Genomic DNA, 17,577 nt, shown 5'->3' with positions numbered 1-17,577 from the left:
CGGGATGCTGCAGACCGACTCACCTCAGATCACCCCGATCCTCGAAGCCGCCCGGACCGCCGCCCGCACCCTGGCCACGACACCGACCGGGCTGAAGAACCAGGCGTTGCACGGCATCGCGGGTGCCCTGCGCGCCGGCGTCGACGACATCCTGTCCGCCAACGCCCTGGACCTTGCCGCGGGCGCCGCCAACGGCCTGTCCACGGGCATGCTCGACCGGCTCAGCCTCGACGATGCGCGCATCAACGCCCTCGCGGACGCCGTGCTGGAGATCAGCCTGCTCACCGATCCCGTCGGTGAGGTCGTGCGCGGGTCCAGCCTGCCCAACGGTGTGCGGATCAGCCAGGTCCGGGTGCCCTTCGGCGTGGTCGGTGTGATCTACGAGGCCCGCCCGAACGTCACTGTCGATATCGCCGCCATCGCGCTCAAGAGCGGCAACGCCGTCGTACTCCGCGGCGGATCGGCCGCGGAGAACACCAACCGGGTGCTCGTGGGATTGCTCCAGGCCGCCATCGAGCGGGCCGGCCTGCCGGCGGCATCCGTTCAGACCATCGACCCCTTCGGCCGTGCGGGTGCCACCGCCCTCATGCAGGCGCGCGGCTATGTCGACGTGCTGATCCCCCGGGGGAGCGCCGGCCTGATTCAGGCCGTCGTCACCCAGTCCACCGTTCCGGTGATCGAGACCGGCGCCGGCGTGGTGCACATCTTCCTCGACGAGTCGGCCGACGAACAGTGGGCGGTCGACATCGTGCACAACTCGAAGGTGCAGCGTCCCAGCGTCTGCAACGCCCTCGAGACCCTCCTCGTGCACCGGTCCGCGGCCGAGCGCCTCCTGCCAGTGGTCCTGGGGAAGCTGGCCGAATCCGGGGTCGTCCTGCACGGCGACGAACGGGTCCGCGAGCTCTATCCGGCCGCCGTCCCGGCCACCGAGGAGGACTGGACGACCGAGTACATGGGCCTCGAGCTGGCCGTGGCAGTCGTCGACTCCCTCGACGAGGCGATCGCGCACATCCGTCGCTACTCGACCGGGCACACCGAGTCGATCATCACCAACGACATCGTCAACGCCGACCGATTCCTCAGCGAAGTCGATAGTGCCGCCGTGGTGGTCAACGCCTCGACCCGGTTCACCGACGGCGGGGAGTTCGGCTTCGGCGCCGAGGTGGGCATCTCCACCCAGAAGCTGCACGCACGCGGACCGATGGGCCTGCCCGAGCTGACCAGCACGAAGTGGATCGTGCGCGGCTCCGGACAGGTGCGCGGGTAGGCCCCGCTAGGATGGTCTACCGTGGCGCACGCTTTTGTTCTGTGTCCCTGAATGGAGAACCTCATGTCGTTCCTCAACGTTGTGCTGGCTGAGACCGCACACGTCGCCCTGCCCATGCCGACGTTCCTCTACGGCCTCGTCGGGCTTGTCGTCTTCGCGGCGCTGGGCTTTGTCGTCTGGTCCTACCGGGACGTCGCCAACCGCCACCAGTCCAAGGCGAAGGCCTACGCCGACGCCCACGGCGGCGCACGCAGCGACCACTAAACAACGGTCCCACCATCGATACTCCCTGGGCCCGCCCACCACGCATCGGCGTGATGGGCGGAACTTTCGACCCCATCCACCATGGGCACCTGGTGGCTGCCAGCGAGGTTGCACAGAGCTTCGACCTCGACGAGGTCATCTTCGTGCCGACCGGGCAGCCGTGGCAGAAGGCGGATGTGACCGAAAGCGAACACCGCTATCTCATGACGGTCATCGCAACGGCGTCCAATCCCCGATTCACCGTGAGCCGCGTCGACATCGATCGCACCGGTCCCACCTACACAATCGACACTCTCCGGGATCTGCATGCCGAGCGGCCCGAGGCCGAGCTGTTCTTCATCACCGGCGCCGACGCCATGGGGCAGATCCTGGGCTGGAAAGACGTACAGGAACTCTGGGACCTGGCTCATTTCGTGGCTGTGAGTCGCCCGGGACATGAGCTCAGTATTTCGGGTTTACCCAACCAGGACGTAAGCTTGTTGGAGGTTCCGGCTCTGGCCATTTCGTCCACGGACTGCCGGGAACGTGTGAATCGGGGTTTCCCGGTCTGGTATCTGGTCCCCGACGGGGTTGTCCAGTACATCTCAAAGCATCATCTGTATCGGAGTGTGGCATGACGTTGGGTAACAACCCGCAGCCACTGACGCGGCGGCAAGCGCGCGAGTTGGCAAATGGGCACGATCACGCTGCCACCGATTCGGCCGTCCCGCCCGCGCCCCTCGCTCCGGCCGCTGATCTCCTCCCCGCGGGTTCCACTCCGGCCGCCTCCGTCTCCGCCTTCGCTCCGCGCCCGGTCGACGTGCCGCCCAGTGACGCCACCTCCCTGGAGCACACCCTGACCCGCCGGGAGTTGCGCGCCCTGCATGCCGCGCAGACCGTCGAGACCGACGAATACGTGCCGCGACAGGACGCCCCGGCAGAGACGTCGGCAGTGGCGGGCTCTGCGCCCGCGCCCGCTGCCTACACCCCACCCGCATTCGATCCGGCCCCGAGCGTGCACCCGTTCGCCATCGACGCCCTGCACGTTCCCGCGGCGCCGGCCAAGGCGGCCCCTCCGGTCGAGTTCATGATCGAGGCCACCCCGCGCACCAGGGTCAAGGCACGTCCCGGCGTACTGCATCCGCCGGTCGGCCACTGGTCGCTGGCCCGCGACGAGGTCGACGAGCATCGTCCCGGCGTGACCCAGCTCGAGCCTTTTGATCAGATCGTGGCCCGCGGCATCAGCGCCGGTGGCATTCCCACAACGACGAATGCGCTCATCCTTCCCTCGATTCCGCACCAGGGGTCCACGTCGGGCCCGCTCTCGAGCACCGGCGAGATCATGGTCACCGGTTCCATCGACCTGCCTCGCAGCCTCGGCTCCACCGGCGCGCTGCCCCACCTGTTCGACTCGTCCGACATGGACCAGATGCTCGAGCAGCTCGACGAGGGCGGCCATCACAGCGATGTCGCCCCGGTCAGCGCCAGCCGAGCCGTCAGCACCCACGCCTCGACCCGGGGCGTCATGGCTCCGCCGGTCAAGCGCGGCGTCACCGTACCGGCCGTCCTGACCGTCACGGCGGGCGTGCTCGCCTTCGGCGTCGCCGCACTGTTCGTGGCCGGTTACGTCCTCAACATTTTCTAATGCCATCCATTTCGCTTTCACTAACTCAGGGATTCATTCGATGACCGCTTCTGCCCATGCTCTCGAGCTCCTCCAGGTGGCCGCCGCCGCCGCAGACTCGAAAGCGGGGGAGGACCTCGTCGCGATCGACGTGTCCAGTCCCCTTCCCCTCACCGACATCTTCCTGATCGTCACCGGCCGCTCCGAGCGCAACGTGGTGGCCATCGCCGGCGAGATCGAGGACAAGATGACCGAAGCCGGCCACAAGCCGCTTCGTCGCGAGGGTCGCGCCGAGGGGCGTTGGGTCCTGGTCGACTTCGGCGACCTCGTCGTGCACATCTTCCACGAGGAAGAGCGCGTGTACTACTCCCTCGAGCGTCTCTGGAAAGACTGCCCGGTCATCCCCATCGTGCTGCCGGCCCACGAGGCCGCTGAGTAGCGGTGGTCAACAGCAGGCGAAACATGTAGTAGCCTAGAGAAGTTGTTTCGGGGAAGTACCGAAGCACAATCTGGGTCCGTGGCGCAGCTGGTAGCGCACCTGCATGGCATGCAGGGGGTCAGGGGTTCGAATCCCCTCGGATCCACCAAGTAGTTCGCAGTGAAAAGTCACGAACAGAAAGGCCCCGACGGTGTCGGGGCCTTTCTTCGTTTAACTGCGTGTTCTTCGTGCAGGCTGCCGCGACGTTCAGTCGTCGACGGGGGCGAACCGGGGCACATCCTGCCCATCGACCCTGACGGTCTCCAGGAACATGGCCAGGGGCCGCACCCACAGCCCCCGCTCTCCGTACAGCGCGGTGTAGACCACTAATTTCTCCTCGGTCTCCGAATGCGAAGCGACGCCGAGCACCTCGTACTGGTTGCCCTTGTAGTGCCGGTATCGGCCGATCGTGATCTCATCCATGGTGCGCTGACTCTAACGCCTTTGTTCGACATTCCTGAACAACGTTCGCACCGGGACCGCATTCGACGGGCCGAGCCGATCGGCCTGTTGCTGCGCCGGGTCTGGGTCGACTATGGAGGCCAGAGGAGGAGAAGCGATGGTCGTTTTCACGGATCGAGTCGATGCCGGAAGGCAGCTGGCGGAGCAACTGGAATTTCTGCGCGGGCGGGATGCGGTAGTGCTCGGTCTGCCACGGGGTGGCGTCCCGGTGGCCGCCGTCGTGGCCGAGGAATTGGACCTGCCTCTGGATGTGATCGTGGTGCGGAAGCTCGGTGTGCCCGCTCAACCCGAATTGGCCATGGGCGCCATCGGCGAGGGTGGGGTGCGCGTGCTCAACAGCGAGGTGCTCGGTCTGGCCCAGATCGCCGAGGACGAGCTGTTCGCCGTCGAGGCGCATGAGCGGGCCGAACTGGAATCCCGGGTGATCCGCTTCCGGCGCGGCCGGGAACGTCAGGACCTCACCGGCCGCATTGCGCTCGTGATCGATGACGGCATCGCCACCGGCTCGACCGCCCGGGTGGCCTGCGAGGTGGCCCGCGGTCTGGGAGCGGCCCGGGTGGTCTTCGCGGTCCCGGTCGGGGCTGCCGACAGCATCCGTGACCTGCCCGGCGCCGACGAGGTGGTGTGCCTGTCGGTGCCGCCCCAGCTGATCGCGGTCGGCTACCACTACTACGATTTCACGCCCACCACCGATGACGAGGTCAGCGCGCTCCTCGAGGCGGCCGACCGCCGCAGGACAAGACAACGGATGCCCCCGGCCGTATCCGACCCGGCGGACGCGACCGGCGCCGACGCGGAAGTCTCCGCGGCCCGCACCGCAGCCACAGCCGGGGAGGTCGACGTCGAGGTCGAGATACCGGTGGGGGACGTCGTGCTGGATGGTCACCTGCGGGTGCCTCCGGCTGCCATCGGGGTCGTGGTGTTCGCGCACGGGAGCGGCAGCGGCCGCTACAGCCCACGCAACCGGTTCGTGGCCGAGGTGCTGAACCAGGGCGGTCTCGGCACGCTGCTGCTCGACCTGCTCGCCGGTGAGGAGGAACCCGACCGTGCCCACGTCTTCGACATCGGCCTGCTCGCGCACCGGTTGGCCGCGGTGACCGGCTGGTTGGGCTCCCGGCCCGAGACCCGGTCGCTGCCGGTGGGCTATTTCGGCGCCAGCACCGGCGCGGGGGCAGCCCTGTGGGCCGCAGCGGAATCCGGCGGGAGGATCGCGGCGGTCGTCTCCCGCGGCGGCCGACCGGATCTGGCCGGCCGCCGCCTGGGGCAGGTGCAGGCGCCGACACTGCTGATCGTGGGTGGGTCCGACACGATCGTACTGGAGCTGAACCGGCAGGCGCAGGCCGCGCTGGGCGGCCCCAGCCGGCTCGTCGTGGTGCCCGGGGCCACCCATCTCTTCGAGGAGCCGGGAACCCTGGCCGAGGCCGCCGGCCTGGCTCGGGACTGGTTCGTCGACCACCTGGGTGCTGCGGGCATGGTGCCCGGCGCCGCCCGGCAGAAACAGGCGGAGAATCGAGCCACGGGAGCCTCCGAATGAATCCGGCACGCCGCGAGGTGAGCGTGCCGGAGGTGCTGGCGCAGATCCAGGCACTCGCGCTGCCCCTGTCCGGCCGAGACGATCTCGATGCTGTTGTCGACCAGGTCGGTGGTGCCCGCTTCGTCGGTATCGGCGAGGCCTCTCACGGCACCCATGAGTTCTATCACTGGCGGGGCGAGCTCAGTCGGCGCCTGATCGAGGAGCACGGTTTCACCTGGATCGGGGTGGAGGGCGACTGGCCGGACTGCTGGCGGATCAACCGGTGGGTGCGCGGCCACACCGAGCAGCATCTCGACGCCCGCGGCCTGCTGGAGCGGTTCGAGCGCTGGCCCACGTGGATGTGGGCCAACCAGGACGTGGCGGCCTTCCTCGATTGGCTGCGCGAGCACAACCTGGCCTGCCCCGAGGATTCACGGGTGGGGTTCTACGGCCTCGACGTGTATTCGCTCTGGGACTCCCTGCGTCGCATCGTCGTCTGGCTCGAGGCTAACGCCCCTGACGCTCTGCCCGACGCCCTGCGGGCCTGGCGCTGTTTCGTTCCCTACGGTGAGGATCCCCAGCGCTACGCCTGGAACACTCGGCTGGTCCCGGAAACCTGCGAGACGGATGTCGTCGCGCTCCTGATGGAGGTACGCCGTCAGGTCGCCAAACGCACCATTACCGACGAAGACGCCTTCGACGCCGTGCAGAACGCCTCGGTGGCCACCGAAGCCGAGCACTACTACCGCATCATGGTGCGCGGCGACCAGTCGTCCTGGAACATCCGGGACGAGCATATGATGGCGACCGTCGATCGGGTCGCCGCCCACCTCGGCTCGGCCTCGAAGGGCCTGATCTGGGCGCACAACACCCACATCGGCGATGCGCGAGCCACCGATATGGCTCACAGCGGGATGATCAACCTCGGGCAGCTGCTGCGCGAACGTCACTCCGACGAAGGAGTGGCCCTCGTGGGCTTCGCGGGCCACCGAGGAACGGTGCTGGCGGCAGCCGAGTGGGGTGTGCCCGAACAGGTGATGGTGGTTCCGGGCGCCGCCGGCGGGAGTCACGAAGATCTCCTGCACCGTGCCCTCGGCCGGCCTGCACTGTTGGTGTTCGGCGACGACCGCACCGGCCCGTGGCTGTCCGGCTGGCGGGGCCACCGCGCCATCGGCGTGCTCTACCTGCCCCGGCAGGAACACGGCATCTACGTTCCCACCCGGATGGGCGGCCGTTACGACGCGCTGCTCTGGTTCGAGGAGACCGAGGCACTCGGCCCCCTGCACCATGAGGTCCGGCCGGCGGATCAGGAGTATGAGACGGAGCCCACCGGGTTCTAGAGCAGGTGCCCACCCCGATCCGTCGTTCCCCGATACTGGAAGGGTGTCAGAGACTTCGATCCCCACGCCGCGGCCGCCGCACTGCCCCTGCCTGAGCGGCAACCCCTATGCCGAGTGCTGCGGCCGGTTCCACAGCGGCGAGGCGTTCGCGCCCACGGCCGAGGCGCTGATGCGCTCCCGGTACGCGGCCTTCGCCCGGGGGGAGGCAGGTTACCTGCTCGCGACGTGGCATCCGCTCACCCGCCCGGAGAGCCTGGAGCTCGACGCCGACGTGCGGTGGCTGCGCCTCGACATCGAACGGACCGTGCAGGGCGGCCTGTTCGACAGTGAGGGTGTGGTGGAATTCACGGCCTACAGCCGGTCCGGGGGTGTGGCCGCGCAGCAGCACGAGGTCAGCCGGTTCGTGCGCCTGGACCGCCGCTGGGTGTACCTGGAGGCGGTACAGCCGGGCTGATTCGTGCCGGGCGGCCCTCTGCCCCGGCTATGCGCTCGGCAGAAACAGGGCGACCAGGAGTGCGAGGTACACCACGACGAACACGGCCGGCGTGACGAAGCGCACCACGTTGACCCAGGGCGCGGAGGCGATCACGCCGCGGCCGACCGCACTCGCCGCCGGCAGCCCGCGGAGGTCCGCGATGATGGCGAGCCCCTCGTTCGCTGCGGCGATCTGCGCGATGGCGCCGAGAATGCCGGAGGCCAGCAGGATGCCCGCTGCCGCGATCCGCACGCTCAGCGCGGCTTCCGCGAGGCCGAGGGACAGGAAGGCCACGAGCGCCGTGAGCAGGAAGGTGGGTGCGAGCTGAGACACGATGATGTGCCAGCGGGCCCTGGTCCAGAGCGAAATGAGTTCGTGTTCGGTCATGGGGATCTCCTGTCGCCGGGGCGACCGGATGGTGGCACCTGACCCCATTCTGCCCGGTAATCCCCGGTCACGACTCCGTCGCGGCGCACCCTCTGGAAGCAGGCGCACGTTCTATCGTGCGCCAGCCTCCACACCGTGCGCCGTGAGCCTCCGGGCGGGACCGGCCGGCCCGGCCCGCCCGGCCCGGAATATTCGGCGGGGGCCCCTGGTTTCGCTATTGAATGCATTTGCATAGACTTTCAGGCGGATGTATCGACGACGGCGAGGAGCACGCACCAGATGAATACGAAGTTCGAACTCGGGCTGGACACCTTCGGCGACGTCACCTTCGACGCGTCCGGGGCCCGGTTGTCCCAGGCGAAGACGCTGCGCAACGTGGTGGCCGAGGGCGTGCTGGCCGATCAGGTGGGTCTGGACTTCTTCGGGATCGGTGAACACCACCGGGAAGATTTCGCCGTCTCCGCCCCCGAGGTGGTGCTGGCCGCGATCGCCGGGCAGACCACCGGCATCCGTCTCGGGTCAGCCGTGACCGTGCTCAGCTCCGACGACCCGGTCCGCGTCTTCCAACGCTTCTCCACCCTCGACGCGGTCTCCAACGGGCGGGCCGAGGTCATCCTGGGCCGCGGCTCCTTCACCGAGTCGTTTCCGCTCTTCGGCCTCGAACTCGAACAGTACGAGCTCCTGTTCGAGGAGAAGCTCAACCTGTTCACCGAACTCCTCAGGGAGGAGCCGATCACCTGGTCGGGCGAGACCCGGGCCGGGCTCCGCAACCAGCGGGTGTTCCCGCCCACCGACTCGGGTTCCCTGACCACGTGGATCGGCGTGGGCGGCAGCCCGCAGTCGGTCGTGCGCGCCGCGCACTACGGACTCCCGCTCATGCTCGCCATCATCGGCGGTTCTCCGCTGGCCTTCGTGCCGCTGGTCGAGCTCTACCACCGCGCCCTGGCCCAGTTCGAAAAGCCGACCCGCCCGATCGGCGAGCACTCGCCGGGCTACGTCGCCGCGACGGATGCCCAGGCCCGCGAGGAGATGTGGCCGCACTACGCCGCCATGCAGGACCGGATCGGCCGCGAGCGCGGTTGGGGCCCGGTGACCCGGGAACGCTTCGAACACGACGCCGGCCCGGACGGCGCCCTGTTCGTGGGCTCACCGCAGACCGTGGCCACGAAGATCGCCGCCACCGCGATCGGCCTGGGGCTGTCACGCTTCGACCTGAAGTACAGCCTCGGCACGCTCGCCCACGAGAAGCTGATGACCAGCATCGAGCTCTACGGCACCGAGGTGGCCCCGCTCGTGCGCGAGCTGGTGGCCGCCGACCGCGCCGACGACGTGACGAGGTAGCTCCGCGGCCCGAACGAATTCGACGGAGATTTTGGCCGAAGCGGACCGGAATCGCCCGGAATCGGTGTTGTGCGGGAGAATCTCCGTCGAATTGGTTCGGCCGGGTGCCGCCTGACCGGTTCGGGCTAGAGCACCAGGTCGGCGAGCGGCCGTTCGTCGACCGACCGGATGCTGGTCACGGTCGCGAAACCCTGGTACAGGAGATCGGCGTCGCTGCCCGGTTCCGCATGTGCGGCGGTGTCGGCCACGGCGAGCCTGATCTGATGCCGGTCCTGCTGCGTCATCGTGGTCTGCACGATGCCGAAGCGGGCCAGCTTCGCCGTGCGGAACTCGGGCATCTCGTCTCCGGCGACATTGGGCACGTTGAGGTTGAGCACGGTTCCCGCCTCCTGATCGAGCAGGAACGGGATCAGCTGGGCGGCGAGGCGTGCCGCGACCCCCCAGCGCAGTGTCGTCGGGTTGACGGTGACATCGAGGGACACGGCCAGCCCGCGGCCGCCGTTCACGCCCGAGGTCAGTGCTGCCCCCACCGTGCCGGAGTGCAGGATGGCCCGGCCCAGGTTGGCACCCGGGTTGACCCCGGAGAGCACCAGCTCGGGCGCCCGCCCGAACGCCCCATGGCTGGCGATCAGGGTGATCAATGCCGGAGCCGCGTGCACGGCGTAGCAGGGGATGCCGTCCAGCCCCTCCAGGCGCCGTCGGTCGACGAGAATGCGCCCGTCGCTCTCGGTGGCGGTGATGGCCGCGCCGCTGCCGCTGGACTCCTCGGCGGGTGCCGCGACGACGACGTCCAGCCCCGCGTCGTGGGCGGCAAGCGCGAGCCTCAGCAGCCCGGGGGAACCGATTCCGTCGTCGTTCGTGATGAGGGTGGTGAATGTCTGGGTCACCGGTCTTTCACCCTCTGCGCGAGTTGGTCCGGGGTCAGGCTCTGTGTGATGGCGGGGAAATCGGTCATCGGGTAGATGCTGACCAGGTCGCGGAGCGTTCGCACGGTTTCGGCCCGGCCGGTGCCGAGGCCGTGCCGGGTGACGTTGAGCGCTCCGGCCGCAGCGCCGAGTGCCACGGCCTCCTCGATCGTGCCACCGGAGGCGAGTGTGGCCGCGACTCCGGCCGTGAGCGAGTCGCCGGCGCCGTGCGGATCGGCGATCTGCATGGTCGGTACGTGAACCTCGCTGAGGGTGCCGTTGGAGAGCATCAACATCGGCCGCTCCGCACGGCTGATGATCACCGTGCCGGCCCCCTCCTCCCGGAGGACGTACATGGCGTGCACGATCTGCTCGATGCTGTTCTCCGTGATGCGTGCGTCGGCCAGGAGCTCCTCGTCGCTGACTTTGACCACGTTGACCCGGCCTCGGAGGGCGGCCGTGAGACGTTCCCCGGACAGATCGGCGATCACGAGCCGGCCCGTGGCGCGCAGATCGGCGGCGAGGCGACGGTAGACATCCGCCGGCACCACGTGATCGCCGGCCGGCCCGCTGAGGATGATGACGTTCGCACCCAGGCCCGCCCGGAGGGTGAGATCGTAGAGCTCGTCGAGGTCGTGCCGGGAGAGTGGATCGCCCTGGGCCTCGGCGAGGTGGATGCGTTCGCCACCGCGCCGGTCGTGCAGGTAGGCAGCCCCTCGGCCTGAGCGGCGCACCGCCAGCACCTCGATGCCCTCGTCACCGACGAGGTGGCCCAGCACCTGCCCGGTCTCACCGGTCAGCACGCAGCACATCGTCACGGAGGCGCCGAGGGCCTGGACCATCCGGGCCTGCCACACGCCCTGGCCGCCGGCATGCATATGCACGTCGGCGGCGCCCTCGCGGCCCTCCACGGTGACCGTGAGGACGGGCGACGGAGCGAAGATCACGACGGCATTCACAGCGGCATGATACCCAGATCCGGCGGCCGCACCAGCAAACGGGCATCGGCCGGCCGCAGCAGACTGTAGCGTACTTAGGGGCCCATCGGCCCGGTCGGCTAGCCGGCAGCACCAGACTCGAACCACGAGGAGCACTCTTTGGAAACCTGGCCCGGTACCGCCTACCCGCTTGGGGCGACCTATGACGGCAGCGGCACGAACTTCGCACTGTTCAGCGAAGCCGCACACCGAGTGGAGCTCTGCCTCTTCGACGACAACGGCGAGGAAACCCGTGTCGAGGTTGTCGAGTCGAGCGCGTTCATCTGGCACTGCTACCTGCCTCTGATTCAGCCGGGCCAGCGCTACGGTTACCGCGTGCACGGGGACTACAACCCCGCCGCCGGCAGCCGGGCCAACCCGAACAAGCTCCTGCTCGACCCCTACGCCAAGGCCACCTGCGGCACCATCGACTGGGACCAGTCGCTGTTCTCATACAACTTCGGCGACCCCGATTCGCGCAACGACGAAGACTCCGCCCCGCACATGATGCTCGGCGTCGTCGTCAACCCGTTCTTCGACTGGGTCGGCGACCGGCCCCTGCGCACGCCCTACAGCGCCTCCCTGATCTACGAGGCCCATGTCAAAGGCCTCACCGAACTGCAGGAGCTCGTGCCGGAGGCCCAGCGCGGCACGTACGCCGGCGTCGCGCATCCGTCGGTCATCGACCACCTCCAGAAACTCGGCGTGACCGCGATCGAGCTGATGCCCGTGCACCAGTTCGTCAACGACGGCACCCTCGAGGAAAAGGGCCTGAACAACTACTGGGGCTACAACACCATCGGGTTCTTCGCCCCGCACAACGCCTATTCCTCCACCGGCGACCTCGGAAACCAGGTGCAGGAGTTCAAGGGCATGGTGCGCAGCCTGCACGACGCGGGCATCGAGGTCATCCTCGACGTGGTCTACAACCACACCGCGGAGGGCAACCACCTCGGCCCGACGATCTCCTTCAAGGGAATCGACAATGAGGCGTACTACCGGCTCATGGACGACGACAAGCGCTACTACATGGACTACACCGGCACGGGCAACACCCTGAACGTGCGCCACCCGCACTCGCTGCAGCTGATCATGGACTCGCTGCGTTACTGGGTGCTCGAGATGCACGTCGACGGATTCCGCTTCGACCTGGCCTCGGCGCTGGCTCGCGACCTGTACGACGTCGACAAGCTCTCCACCTTCTTCGAACTCGTACAGCAGGACCCGGTGGTGTCCCAGGTCAAGCTCATCGCCGAGCCGTGGGACGTCGGCCCCGGCGGCTACCAGGTCGGCAACTTCCCCGCCCAGTGGACGGAGTGGAACGGCAAGTACCGCGACACCGTGCGTGACTTCTGGCGGGGCGAACCGTCGACGCTGGGCGAGTTCGCGTCCCGGATCACCGGCTCCGCCGACCTCTACGAGCACTCCGGCCGCCGCCCCGTCGCGTCGATCAACTTCGTCACCGCCCACGACGGGTTCACCCTCTCCGACCTGGTCTCCTACAACGAGAAGCACAACGACGCCAACGGCGAAGACGGCCAGGACGGCGAATCGCACAACCGCTCCTGGAATTCCGGCGTCGAGGGGCCGACGGATGACCCGGAGGTCCTGGCCCTGCGGGCCCGGCAGCAGCGCAACTACGTTGCGACCCTGCTGCTCTCCCAGGGTGTGCCGATGATCCTGCACGGCGACGAGCTCGGCCGCACGCAGCAGGGCAACAACAACACCTACGCCCAGGACAACGAACTGAGCTGGATCCACTGGTCGGATGCGGACCACCCGCTGATCGAGTTCACGGCCGCCGTGTCGCGGTTGCGCCGCGAACACCCGACCTTCCGCCGCAGCAGCTTCTTCAACGGCCACCCGGGCAACCGCACCGTGGGTGACCCGATGAGCGACCTCGTCTGGCTGACCCCCGACGGGCAGGAGATGCAACCCCAGGACTGGGACGAGCACCTCACCCGCACGGTCGCCATGTTCCTCAGCGGGGACGGCATCCGGGAGCGCGACGCCCGCGGACAGGCGGTGACCGACGTGAACTTCCTGGTCTGCTTCAACGCGGACGCCGAGGATGTCGAATTCACGCTGCCCTCGGCCGAATACGCCCCCGAGTGGGAGATCGTCGTCGACACCGCGGGGGAGGGCGCCGACGCGATTCCCCGGCCCGCCGGCTCCCTGCACACGGTCACGTCGCGGTCGCTGGTGGTGCTGCGCGCCTATCACGCGCCGGAAACCGCGCCGGACCACTCCGTCGCGGCTTCCCTGGCCGGTCTGATGACGGGGACCATCTCCATCGTCGACCCGGCGCACCTGGTCCAGCCGTGAGAGTCCCGCTGAACACCTACCGCCTGCAGATCACGGCCGGTTTCGACCTGGCCGCCGCGGAGGGAGTGCTTGGTTACCTGACCGAGCTGGGTGCCGACTGGCTCTACCTGTCTCCGCTCCTCGCCGCCGAGGAGGGCTCCGACCACGGTTACGACGTGGTCGACCACTCCCGGATCGACCCGGTCCGGGGCGGCGCCGAGGCGCTCACCCGCCTGGCGGCGGCGGCGACGGATGCCGGGCGCGGCATCCTGGTGGACGTGGTCCCCAATCACATGGGCGTCGCGACCCCGCACCGGAACCTCTGGTGGTGGGACCTGCTCCAGCACGGAACCGCGTCCCGCTACGCGGAGGCCTTCGATGTGGACTGGGCCGCGAACGGCGATCGGATCCTGCTGCCCGTGCTCGGCGACGACGCGGACGGGCAGAGTGAGCTCGATCGCCTCGAGGTGGTCGGCGACGAGTTGCGCTACTACGACAACCGGTTCCCGCTCGCCCCCGGCAGCGCCGCGGACGGCGCGGACGCCCGCACCGTGCACGCCCGCCAGAACTACGAACTCGTCAACTGGCGCCGCGCGGACGCGCAGCTGAACTATCGGCGTTTCTTCTCCGTGAACACCCTGGCCGGCCTCCGGGTCGAGGTGCCCTGGGTCTTCGACGAATCCCACCGGGAGATCCTGCGCTGGGTTCAGAGCGGTCTGGTGCAGGGGCTGCGGGTCGACCACCCCGACGGCCTCGCCGACCCGGGCGGCTACCTCGACCGTTTGCAGGAGGCGACCGACGGAGCCTACGTGCTCGTCGAGAAGATCCTCGAAGGCGACGAGCAGCTTCCCACCAGCTGGGCCACCGCCGGCACGACCGGCTATGACGCCCTCGCCGACTTCGACCGGCTGTTCGTGGACCCGGCCGGGCAGGGCGCGCTCGACGCGCTCGAGGCCCGGCTGCAGGCCGAGGCCGCGGGCCCGGCCGGTGATGCGCCGCCGGCGAGCTGGGCCGATCTGGTGCACGCGCGGAAGCGCGTCATCGCCGACCACACCCTGCAGGCCGAGGTCGTGCGCCTGGCCCGACTGGTGCCCGGCGCCGACGCCACGCCCGGCGGCGCGCCGGACGCCACGACGGTCGACGCGCTGGCGGAACTCCTGGCCTGCTTCCCGGTCTACCGCTCCTACCTCCCGGTGGGCGTCGACGAGCTGCGCCGCGCGGCCGCCGAGGCACTCCGGCACCGGCCCGAGCTCGCGAACGCGATCGACGGGCTGCTTCCGCTGCTCGGCGACCCGGCACATCCGCTGGCCGTGCGGTTCCAGCAGACCTCCGGCATGGTCATGGCCAAGGGGGTCGAAGACACCGCCTACTACCGGTACAGCCGGCTGACCTCGCTCAACGAGGTCGGCGCCGACCCGGGGGAGTTCGCGGTCGACCCGGCCGAGTTCCACCGCCGCCAGCAGACGCGCCTGGCCACCTTCCCGGCCGCGATGACGACCCTGTCCACGCATGACACCAAGCGCAGTGAGGATGTGCGAGCCCGCATCTCCGTGCTCGCCGAGATCCCCGCCGAATGGGAGAGCACCCTGGCTGTCCTTCGCGCGGCCGCACCGCTCGGCGACGCCCCGTTCGAGAACCTGCTCTGGCAGGCCATCGTCGGCTCCTGGCCGGCCACGCCCGACCGCCTCGTCGCCTACGCCGAGAAGGCCGCCCGCGAGGCCGGAACGTCGACCACCTGGACCGACCGGAACGAGAACTTCGAGACGGCCATGCGTGACCTCGTGACGGCCTCCTTCGACGACCCGGCCGTGACGCCGACGCTCACCGCATTCGTCGACCGGGTGCGGGTCGCAGGCTGGAGCAACGCGCTGTCGAACAAGCTCGTGCAGTTGACGGCGCCCGGCGTGCCCGACGTCTACCAGGGCACCGAGCTGTGGGACACCTCCCTCGTCGACCCCGACAACCGTCGCCCGGTCGATTACGAGCTGCGGCGCGGCTACCTGGCCCGGGTGCAGGACGGCTGGCTGCCTCCCGTCGACGAGACCGGCGCCGCGAAACTACTGGTCACCACACGGGCCCTGCGCCTGCGCCGCGACGAGCCCGAACGCTTCTTCCGGCACAGCCCGGTCGCCGCGTTCGGCGGGGGCGCGGAGCATGTGATCGCGTTCGACCGCGGCGGCGCGGTCACCATCGCCACCCGGATGCCGCTCGGCCTCGCGGCCGCGGGCGGCTGGGGCGACACGAGTGTGGTCCTGGCCGGCCACCCGGTCGTCGACCTGCTGACCGGCGAACACCACCCCGGCGGAATCGTCAGCGTGGCAGCCCTGCTGCGTCGCTACCCGGTGGCCCTGCTGGTGCCCGCCGACGGCGCCGGCACGACCCGTACAACCGACCAGGAAGGTGCCGACCATGCCCGCTGAATTCGAGGTCTGGGCCCCGACCGCCGAGGCCGTTGCGGTCGAACTCGCAGACCAGACTCTGGCAATGACCCCGCGGGGCGACGGATGGTGGCACGCACCCCGCCCGACGGCCGAGCCCGCCGACGGACAGGCCGAGCAGCCCGTGGACTACGGGTTCCTGATCGACGGCAAGGGTCCCTACCCTGACCCGCGATCCCGGCACCAGCCGAACGGCGTGCACGCGAAGAGCCGCACGTTCGACGCCGGCGAACACGTCTGGCAGGACGGCGCCTGGACCGGCCGTCAGCTGGCCGGCAGCACCATCTATGAGCTGCACCTGGGCACCTTCACCCCCGAGGGCACCCTCGACGCGGCGGCGGGCCGGCTGGACCACCTGGTCTCGATCGGCGTCGACTTCGTGGAGCTGCTCCCCGTCAACGCCTTCAACGGCACCCACAACTGGGGCTACGACGGCGTGCTGTGGTACGCCGTGCACGAGGGGTACGGCGGACCTGCGGCCTACCAGCGGTTCGTGGACGCCTGCCACCAGGCGGGCATCGGCGTCATCCAGGACGTCGTCTACAACCACCTCGGCCCGAGCGGCAACTACCTGCCGCAGTTCGGCCCGTACCTGAATGAGGCGGGGGACACCGGCTGGGGCTCCTCGCTCAACCTCGACGGACCGGACTCCGACCCGGTGCGCCGCTACATCCTCGACAACGCCCTGATGTGGCTCGGCGATTACCACGTCGACGGGCTCCGGCTGGATGCGGTGCACGCGCTGCGCGACGAGCGAGCCATCCACGTGCTCGAGGAGCTCGCCAGCGAGGTCGACGTGCTGAGCGCCACCTCCGGGCGTCCGCTCAGCCTGATCGCCGAGTCCGACCTCAACGATCCTCGGCTGATCACGCCGCAGGGCTCCGGCGGCTACGGGCTCACCGGCCAGTGGAGCGACGACTTCCACCACGCGGTGCACGTGGCGGTCACCGGCGAGACCACGGGCTACTACGCCGACTTCGAGCCGCTCGGCGCCCTCGCCAAGGTGCTCACCCACGGGTTCTTCCACGACGGCACCTTCTCGAGCTTCCGCGGGCGCACCCACGGCCGCCCGATCGACACGGCTCGGATGCCGGCCTGGCGGCTTGTCGTCGCCAACCAGAACCACGACCAGATCGGCAACCGGGCCACGGGTGACCGCCTCAGCGCGACCCTCGACGCCGGGCAGCTGGCGATCGCCGCCACTTTGACCCTGCTCGGACCGTTCACGCCCATGCTGTTCATGGGTGAGGAATGGGGCGCGAGCACACCCTGGCAGTTCTTCACGTCGCATCCGGAACCCGAACTCGGCGAGGCCGTGCGTACGGGCCGGATCGGCGAATTCGGGCGCATGGGCTGGGACCCGGCCCTGGTGCCCGACCCGCAGGACCCGGCCACGTTCGAGCGGTCGGTGCTCGACTGGGCCGAGCTGTCCGAGCCGGGCCACGCGCGCCTGCTCGGCTTCTACCAGGCCCTGGCCTGGCTGCGCCGCTCCCGGCCGGACGTGACCGACCCGCGCTTCGGCCAGGTCGCGGTCGCGGTCGACGAGAACGAGCGCTGGCTGCGACTCTGCCGCGGCGAGACCGAGATCCTGATCAACCTGTCCACGGAGGCCCGAGAGGTGCCGACGGATGCCCCGGCCCTGCTGGCATCCTTCGCCCCCGCCGGAGACGCGGTCCACTCGCGCACCCCTGCCGCGGTCACCCTCGCGCCACACTCGGTGGCAATCTTCGGCACCCCCTAGCCGGTGGAGGGGCGACCGCGCTGGGCGGCGGTCGCCCGCGCGAGTGTCTAGCAAGTATGCACATTGGTCCAGAAGAAAGTTG

General features: G+C 69.2%; 16 protein-coding genes and 1 tRNA gene. 13 read left to right on the top strand and 4 right to left on the bottom strand.

The features are described 5' to 3' along the window. The first annotated feature begins 4 nt into the window (after window positions 1–4). From E3T49_RS06230 to E3T49_RS06205, 6 genes are all read left to right on the top strand, one after another. Window positions 5–1,267, top strand: coding sequence for a glutamate-5-semialdehyde dehydrogenase (locus tag E3T49_RS06230; protein ID WP_134424097.1), 1,263 nt, complete (start codon window positions 5–7; stop codon window positions 1,265–1,267). A gap of 63 nt (window positions 1,268–1,330) precedes the next feature. Further along, window positions 1,331–1,531 carry a hypothetical protein gene (locus E3T49_RS06225; RefSeq protein ID WP_134424096.1) on the top strand — a complete coding sequence of 67 codons (201 nt, stop codon included), beginning with the start codon at window positions 1,331–1,333 and terminating at the stop codon, window positions 1,529–1,531. A 14-nt stretch (window positions 1,532–1,545) separates the two neighbouring features. Further along, window positions 1,546–2,148, top strand: coding sequence for a nicotinate-nucleotide adenylyltransferase (nadD, locus tag E3T49_RS06220; protein WP_277613089.1), 603 nt, complete (start codon window positions 1,546–1,548; stop codon window positions 2,146–2,148). Then, the gene (locus E3T49_RS06215) at window positions 2,145–3,155 is read left to right on the top strand and encodes a hypothetical protein (protein WP_134424094.1); all 1,011 of its coding nucleotides are present in this window, start codon (window positions 2,145–2,147) and stop codon (window positions 3,153–3,155) included. Before nadD ends, E3T49_RS06215 begins: the two co-directional genes overlap by 4 nt. 40 nt (window positions 3,156–3,195) lie before the next feature. Further along, entirely contained in the window at window positions 3,196–3,573 is a 378-nt protein-coding gene (rsfS, locus tag E3T49_RS06210; protein WP_134424093.1) for a ribosome silencing factor, read from the top strand. A 72-nt stretch (window positions 3,574–3,645) separates the two neighbouring features. After that, window positions 3,646–3,721, top strand: a tRNA-Ala gene (locus E3T49_RS06205). Window positions 3,722–3,819: 98 nt separating this feature from the next. Here E3T49_RS06205 and E3T49_RS06200 read toward each other — a convergent pair. Beyond that, window positions 3,820–4,035 carry a DUF1653 domain-containing protein gene (locus tag E3T49_RS06200; RefSeq protein ID WP_134424092.1) on the bottom strand — a complete coding sequence of 72 codons (216 nt, stop codon included), beginning with the start codon at window positions 4,033–4,035 and terminating at the stop codon, window positions 3,820–3,822. 136 nt (window positions 4,036–4,171) lie between these two features. Here E3T49_RS06200 and E3T49_RS06195 point away from each other — a divergent pair, with 136 nt between their 5' ends. Genes E3T49_RS06195 through E3T49_RS06185 form a run of 3 tightly spaced genes read left to right on the top strand, consistent with a single transcriptional unit; the run spans window position 4,172 to window position 7,381 of the window. After that, entirely contained in the window at window positions 4,172–5,608 is a 1,437-nt protein-coding gene (locus E3T49_RS06195; RefSeq protein WP_134424091.1) for a phosphoribosyltransferase family protein, read from the top strand. Further along, window positions 5,605–6,927, top strand: a complete 1,323-nt coding sequence (locus E3T49_RS06190) for an erythromycin esterase family protein (protein WP_134424090.1) — start codon at window positions 5,605–5,607, stop codon at window positions 6,925–6,927. The genes E3T49_RS06195 and E3T49_RS06190 overlap by 4 nt, the downstream gene beginning before the upstream one ends. A gap of 43 nt (window positions 6,928–6,970) precedes the next feature. After that, a complete protein-coding gene (locus tag E3T49_RS06185) occupies window positions 6,971–7,381 on the top strand; it encodes a YchJ family protein (protein ID WP_241972682.1) in 411 nt (136 codons plus the stop codon). A 27-nt stretch (window positions 7,382–7,408) separates the two neighbouring features. Here E3T49_RS06185 and E3T49_RS06180 read toward each other — a convergent pair whose 3' ends face one another. Next, complete coding sequence (locus E3T49_RS06180) at window positions 7,409–7,789, bottom strand: hypothetical protein (RefSeq protein WP_134424089.1); 381 nt, start codon at window positions 7,787–7,789, stop codon at window positions 7,409–7,411. Window positions 7,790–8,068: 279 nt separating this feature from the next. On the opposite strand from E3T49_RS06180, the gene E3T49_RS06175 reads away from it, so the two are divergent. Next, window positions 8,069–9,130 carry an LLM class flavin-dependent oxidoreductase gene (locus E3T49_RS06175; protein WP_134424088.1) on the top strand — a complete coding sequence of 354 codons (1,062 nt, stop codon included), beginning with the start codon at window positions 8,069–8,071 and terminating at the stop codon, window positions 9,128–9,130. A gap of 125 nt (window positions 9,131–9,255) precedes the next feature. Here E3T49_RS06175 and surE read toward each other — a convergent pair whose 3' ends face one another. Next, window positions 9,256–10,017 carry a 5'/3'-nucleotidase SurE gene (gene surE, locus E3T49_RS06170; protein ID WP_134424087.1) on the bottom strand — a complete coding sequence of 254 codons (762 nt, stop codon included), beginning with the start codon at window positions 10,015–10,017 and terminating at the stop codon, window positions 9,256–9,258. Beyond that, a complete protein-coding gene (locus tag E3T49_RS06165; RefSeq protein WP_198414226.1) occupies window positions 10,014–10,994 on the bottom strand; it encodes a PfkB family carbohydrate kinase in 981 nt (326 codons plus the stop codon). Before E3T49_RS06165 ends, surE begins: the two co-directional genes overlap by 4 nt. Before the next feature lie 138 nt (window positions 10,995–11,132). On the opposite strand from E3T49_RS06165, the gene glgX reads away from it, so the two are divergent. From glgX to treZ, 3 genes are read left to right on the top strand one after another with little or no spacing between them, the layout of a single operon-like run. Beyond that, window positions 11,133–13,337 carry a glycogen debranching protein GlgX gene (gene glgX / locus E3T49_RS06160; protein WP_134424086.1) on the top strand — a complete coding sequence of 735 codons (2,205 nt, stop codon included), beginning with the start codon at window positions 11,133–11,135 and terminating at the stop codon, window positions 13,335–13,337. Continuing rightward, window positions 13,334–15,736: a malto-oligosyltrehalose synthase gene (treY, locus tag E3T49_RS06155; RefSeq protein WP_134424085.1), complete on the top strand. Its 2,403-nt coding sequence runs from the start codon at window positions 13,334–13,336 to the stop codon at window positions 15,734–15,736. Before glgX ends, treY begins: the two co-directional genes overlap by 4 nt. After that, a complete protein-coding gene (gene treZ / locus E3T49_RS06150; RefSeq protein WP_134424084.1) occupies window positions 15,726–17,495 on the top strand; it encodes a malto-oligosyltrehalose trehalohydrolase in 1,770 nt (589 codons plus the stop codon). Before treY ends, treZ begins: the two co-directional genes overlap by 11 nt. Window positions 17,496–17,577: the final 82 nt, after the last annotated feature.

The organism is Cryobacterium cryoconiti, assembly GCF_004403065.1.
Taxonomy (GTDB): domain Bacteria; phylum Actinomycetota; class Actinomycetes; order Actinomycetales; family Microbacteriaceae; genus Cryobacterium; species Cryobacterium cryoconiti.
This window is presented reverse-complemented; position numbering and strand designations above follow the sequence as displayed.

Coding starts and splice junctions, on each gene's coding strand:
- E3T49_RS06230 (WP_134424097.1), top strand. CDS start 5: ATGCTGCAGACCGACTCACCTCAGATCACCCCGATCCTCGAAGCCGCC.
- E3T49_RS06225 (WP_134424096.1), top strand. CDS start 1,331: ATGTCGTTCCTCAACGTTGTGCTGGCTGAGACCGCACACGTCGCCCTG.
- E3T49_RS06215 (WP_134424094.1), top strand. CDS start 2,145: ATGACGTTGGGTAACAACCCGCAGCCACTGACGCGGCGGCAAGCGCGC.
- rsfS (WP_134424093.1), top strand. CDS start 3,196: ATGACCGCTTCTGCCCATGCTCTCGAGCTCCTCCAGGTGGCCGCCGCC.
- E3T49_RS06200 (WP_134424092.1), bottom strand. CDS start 4,035: ATGGATGAGATCACGATCGGCCGATACCGGCACTACAAGGGCAACCAG.
- E3T49_RS06195 (WP_134424091.1), top strand. CDS start 4,172: ATGGTCGTTTTCACGGATCGAGTCGATGCCGGAAGGCAGCTGGCGGAG.
- E3T49_RS06190 (WP_134424090.1), top strand. CDS start 5,605: ATGAATCCGGCACGCCGCGAGGTGAGCGTGCCGGAGGTGCTGGCGCAG.
- E3T49_RS06180 (WP_134424089.1), bottom strand. CDS start 7,789: ATGACCGAACACGAACTCATTTCGCTCTGGACCAGGGCCCGCTGGCAC.
- E3T49_RS06175 (WP_134424088.1), top strand. CDS start 8,069: ATGAATACGAAGTTCGAACTCGGGCTGGACACCTTCGGCGACGTCACC.
- treZ (WP_134424084.1), top strand. CDS start 15,726: ATGCCCGCTGAATTCGAGGTCTGGGCCCCGACCGCCGAGGCCGTTGCG.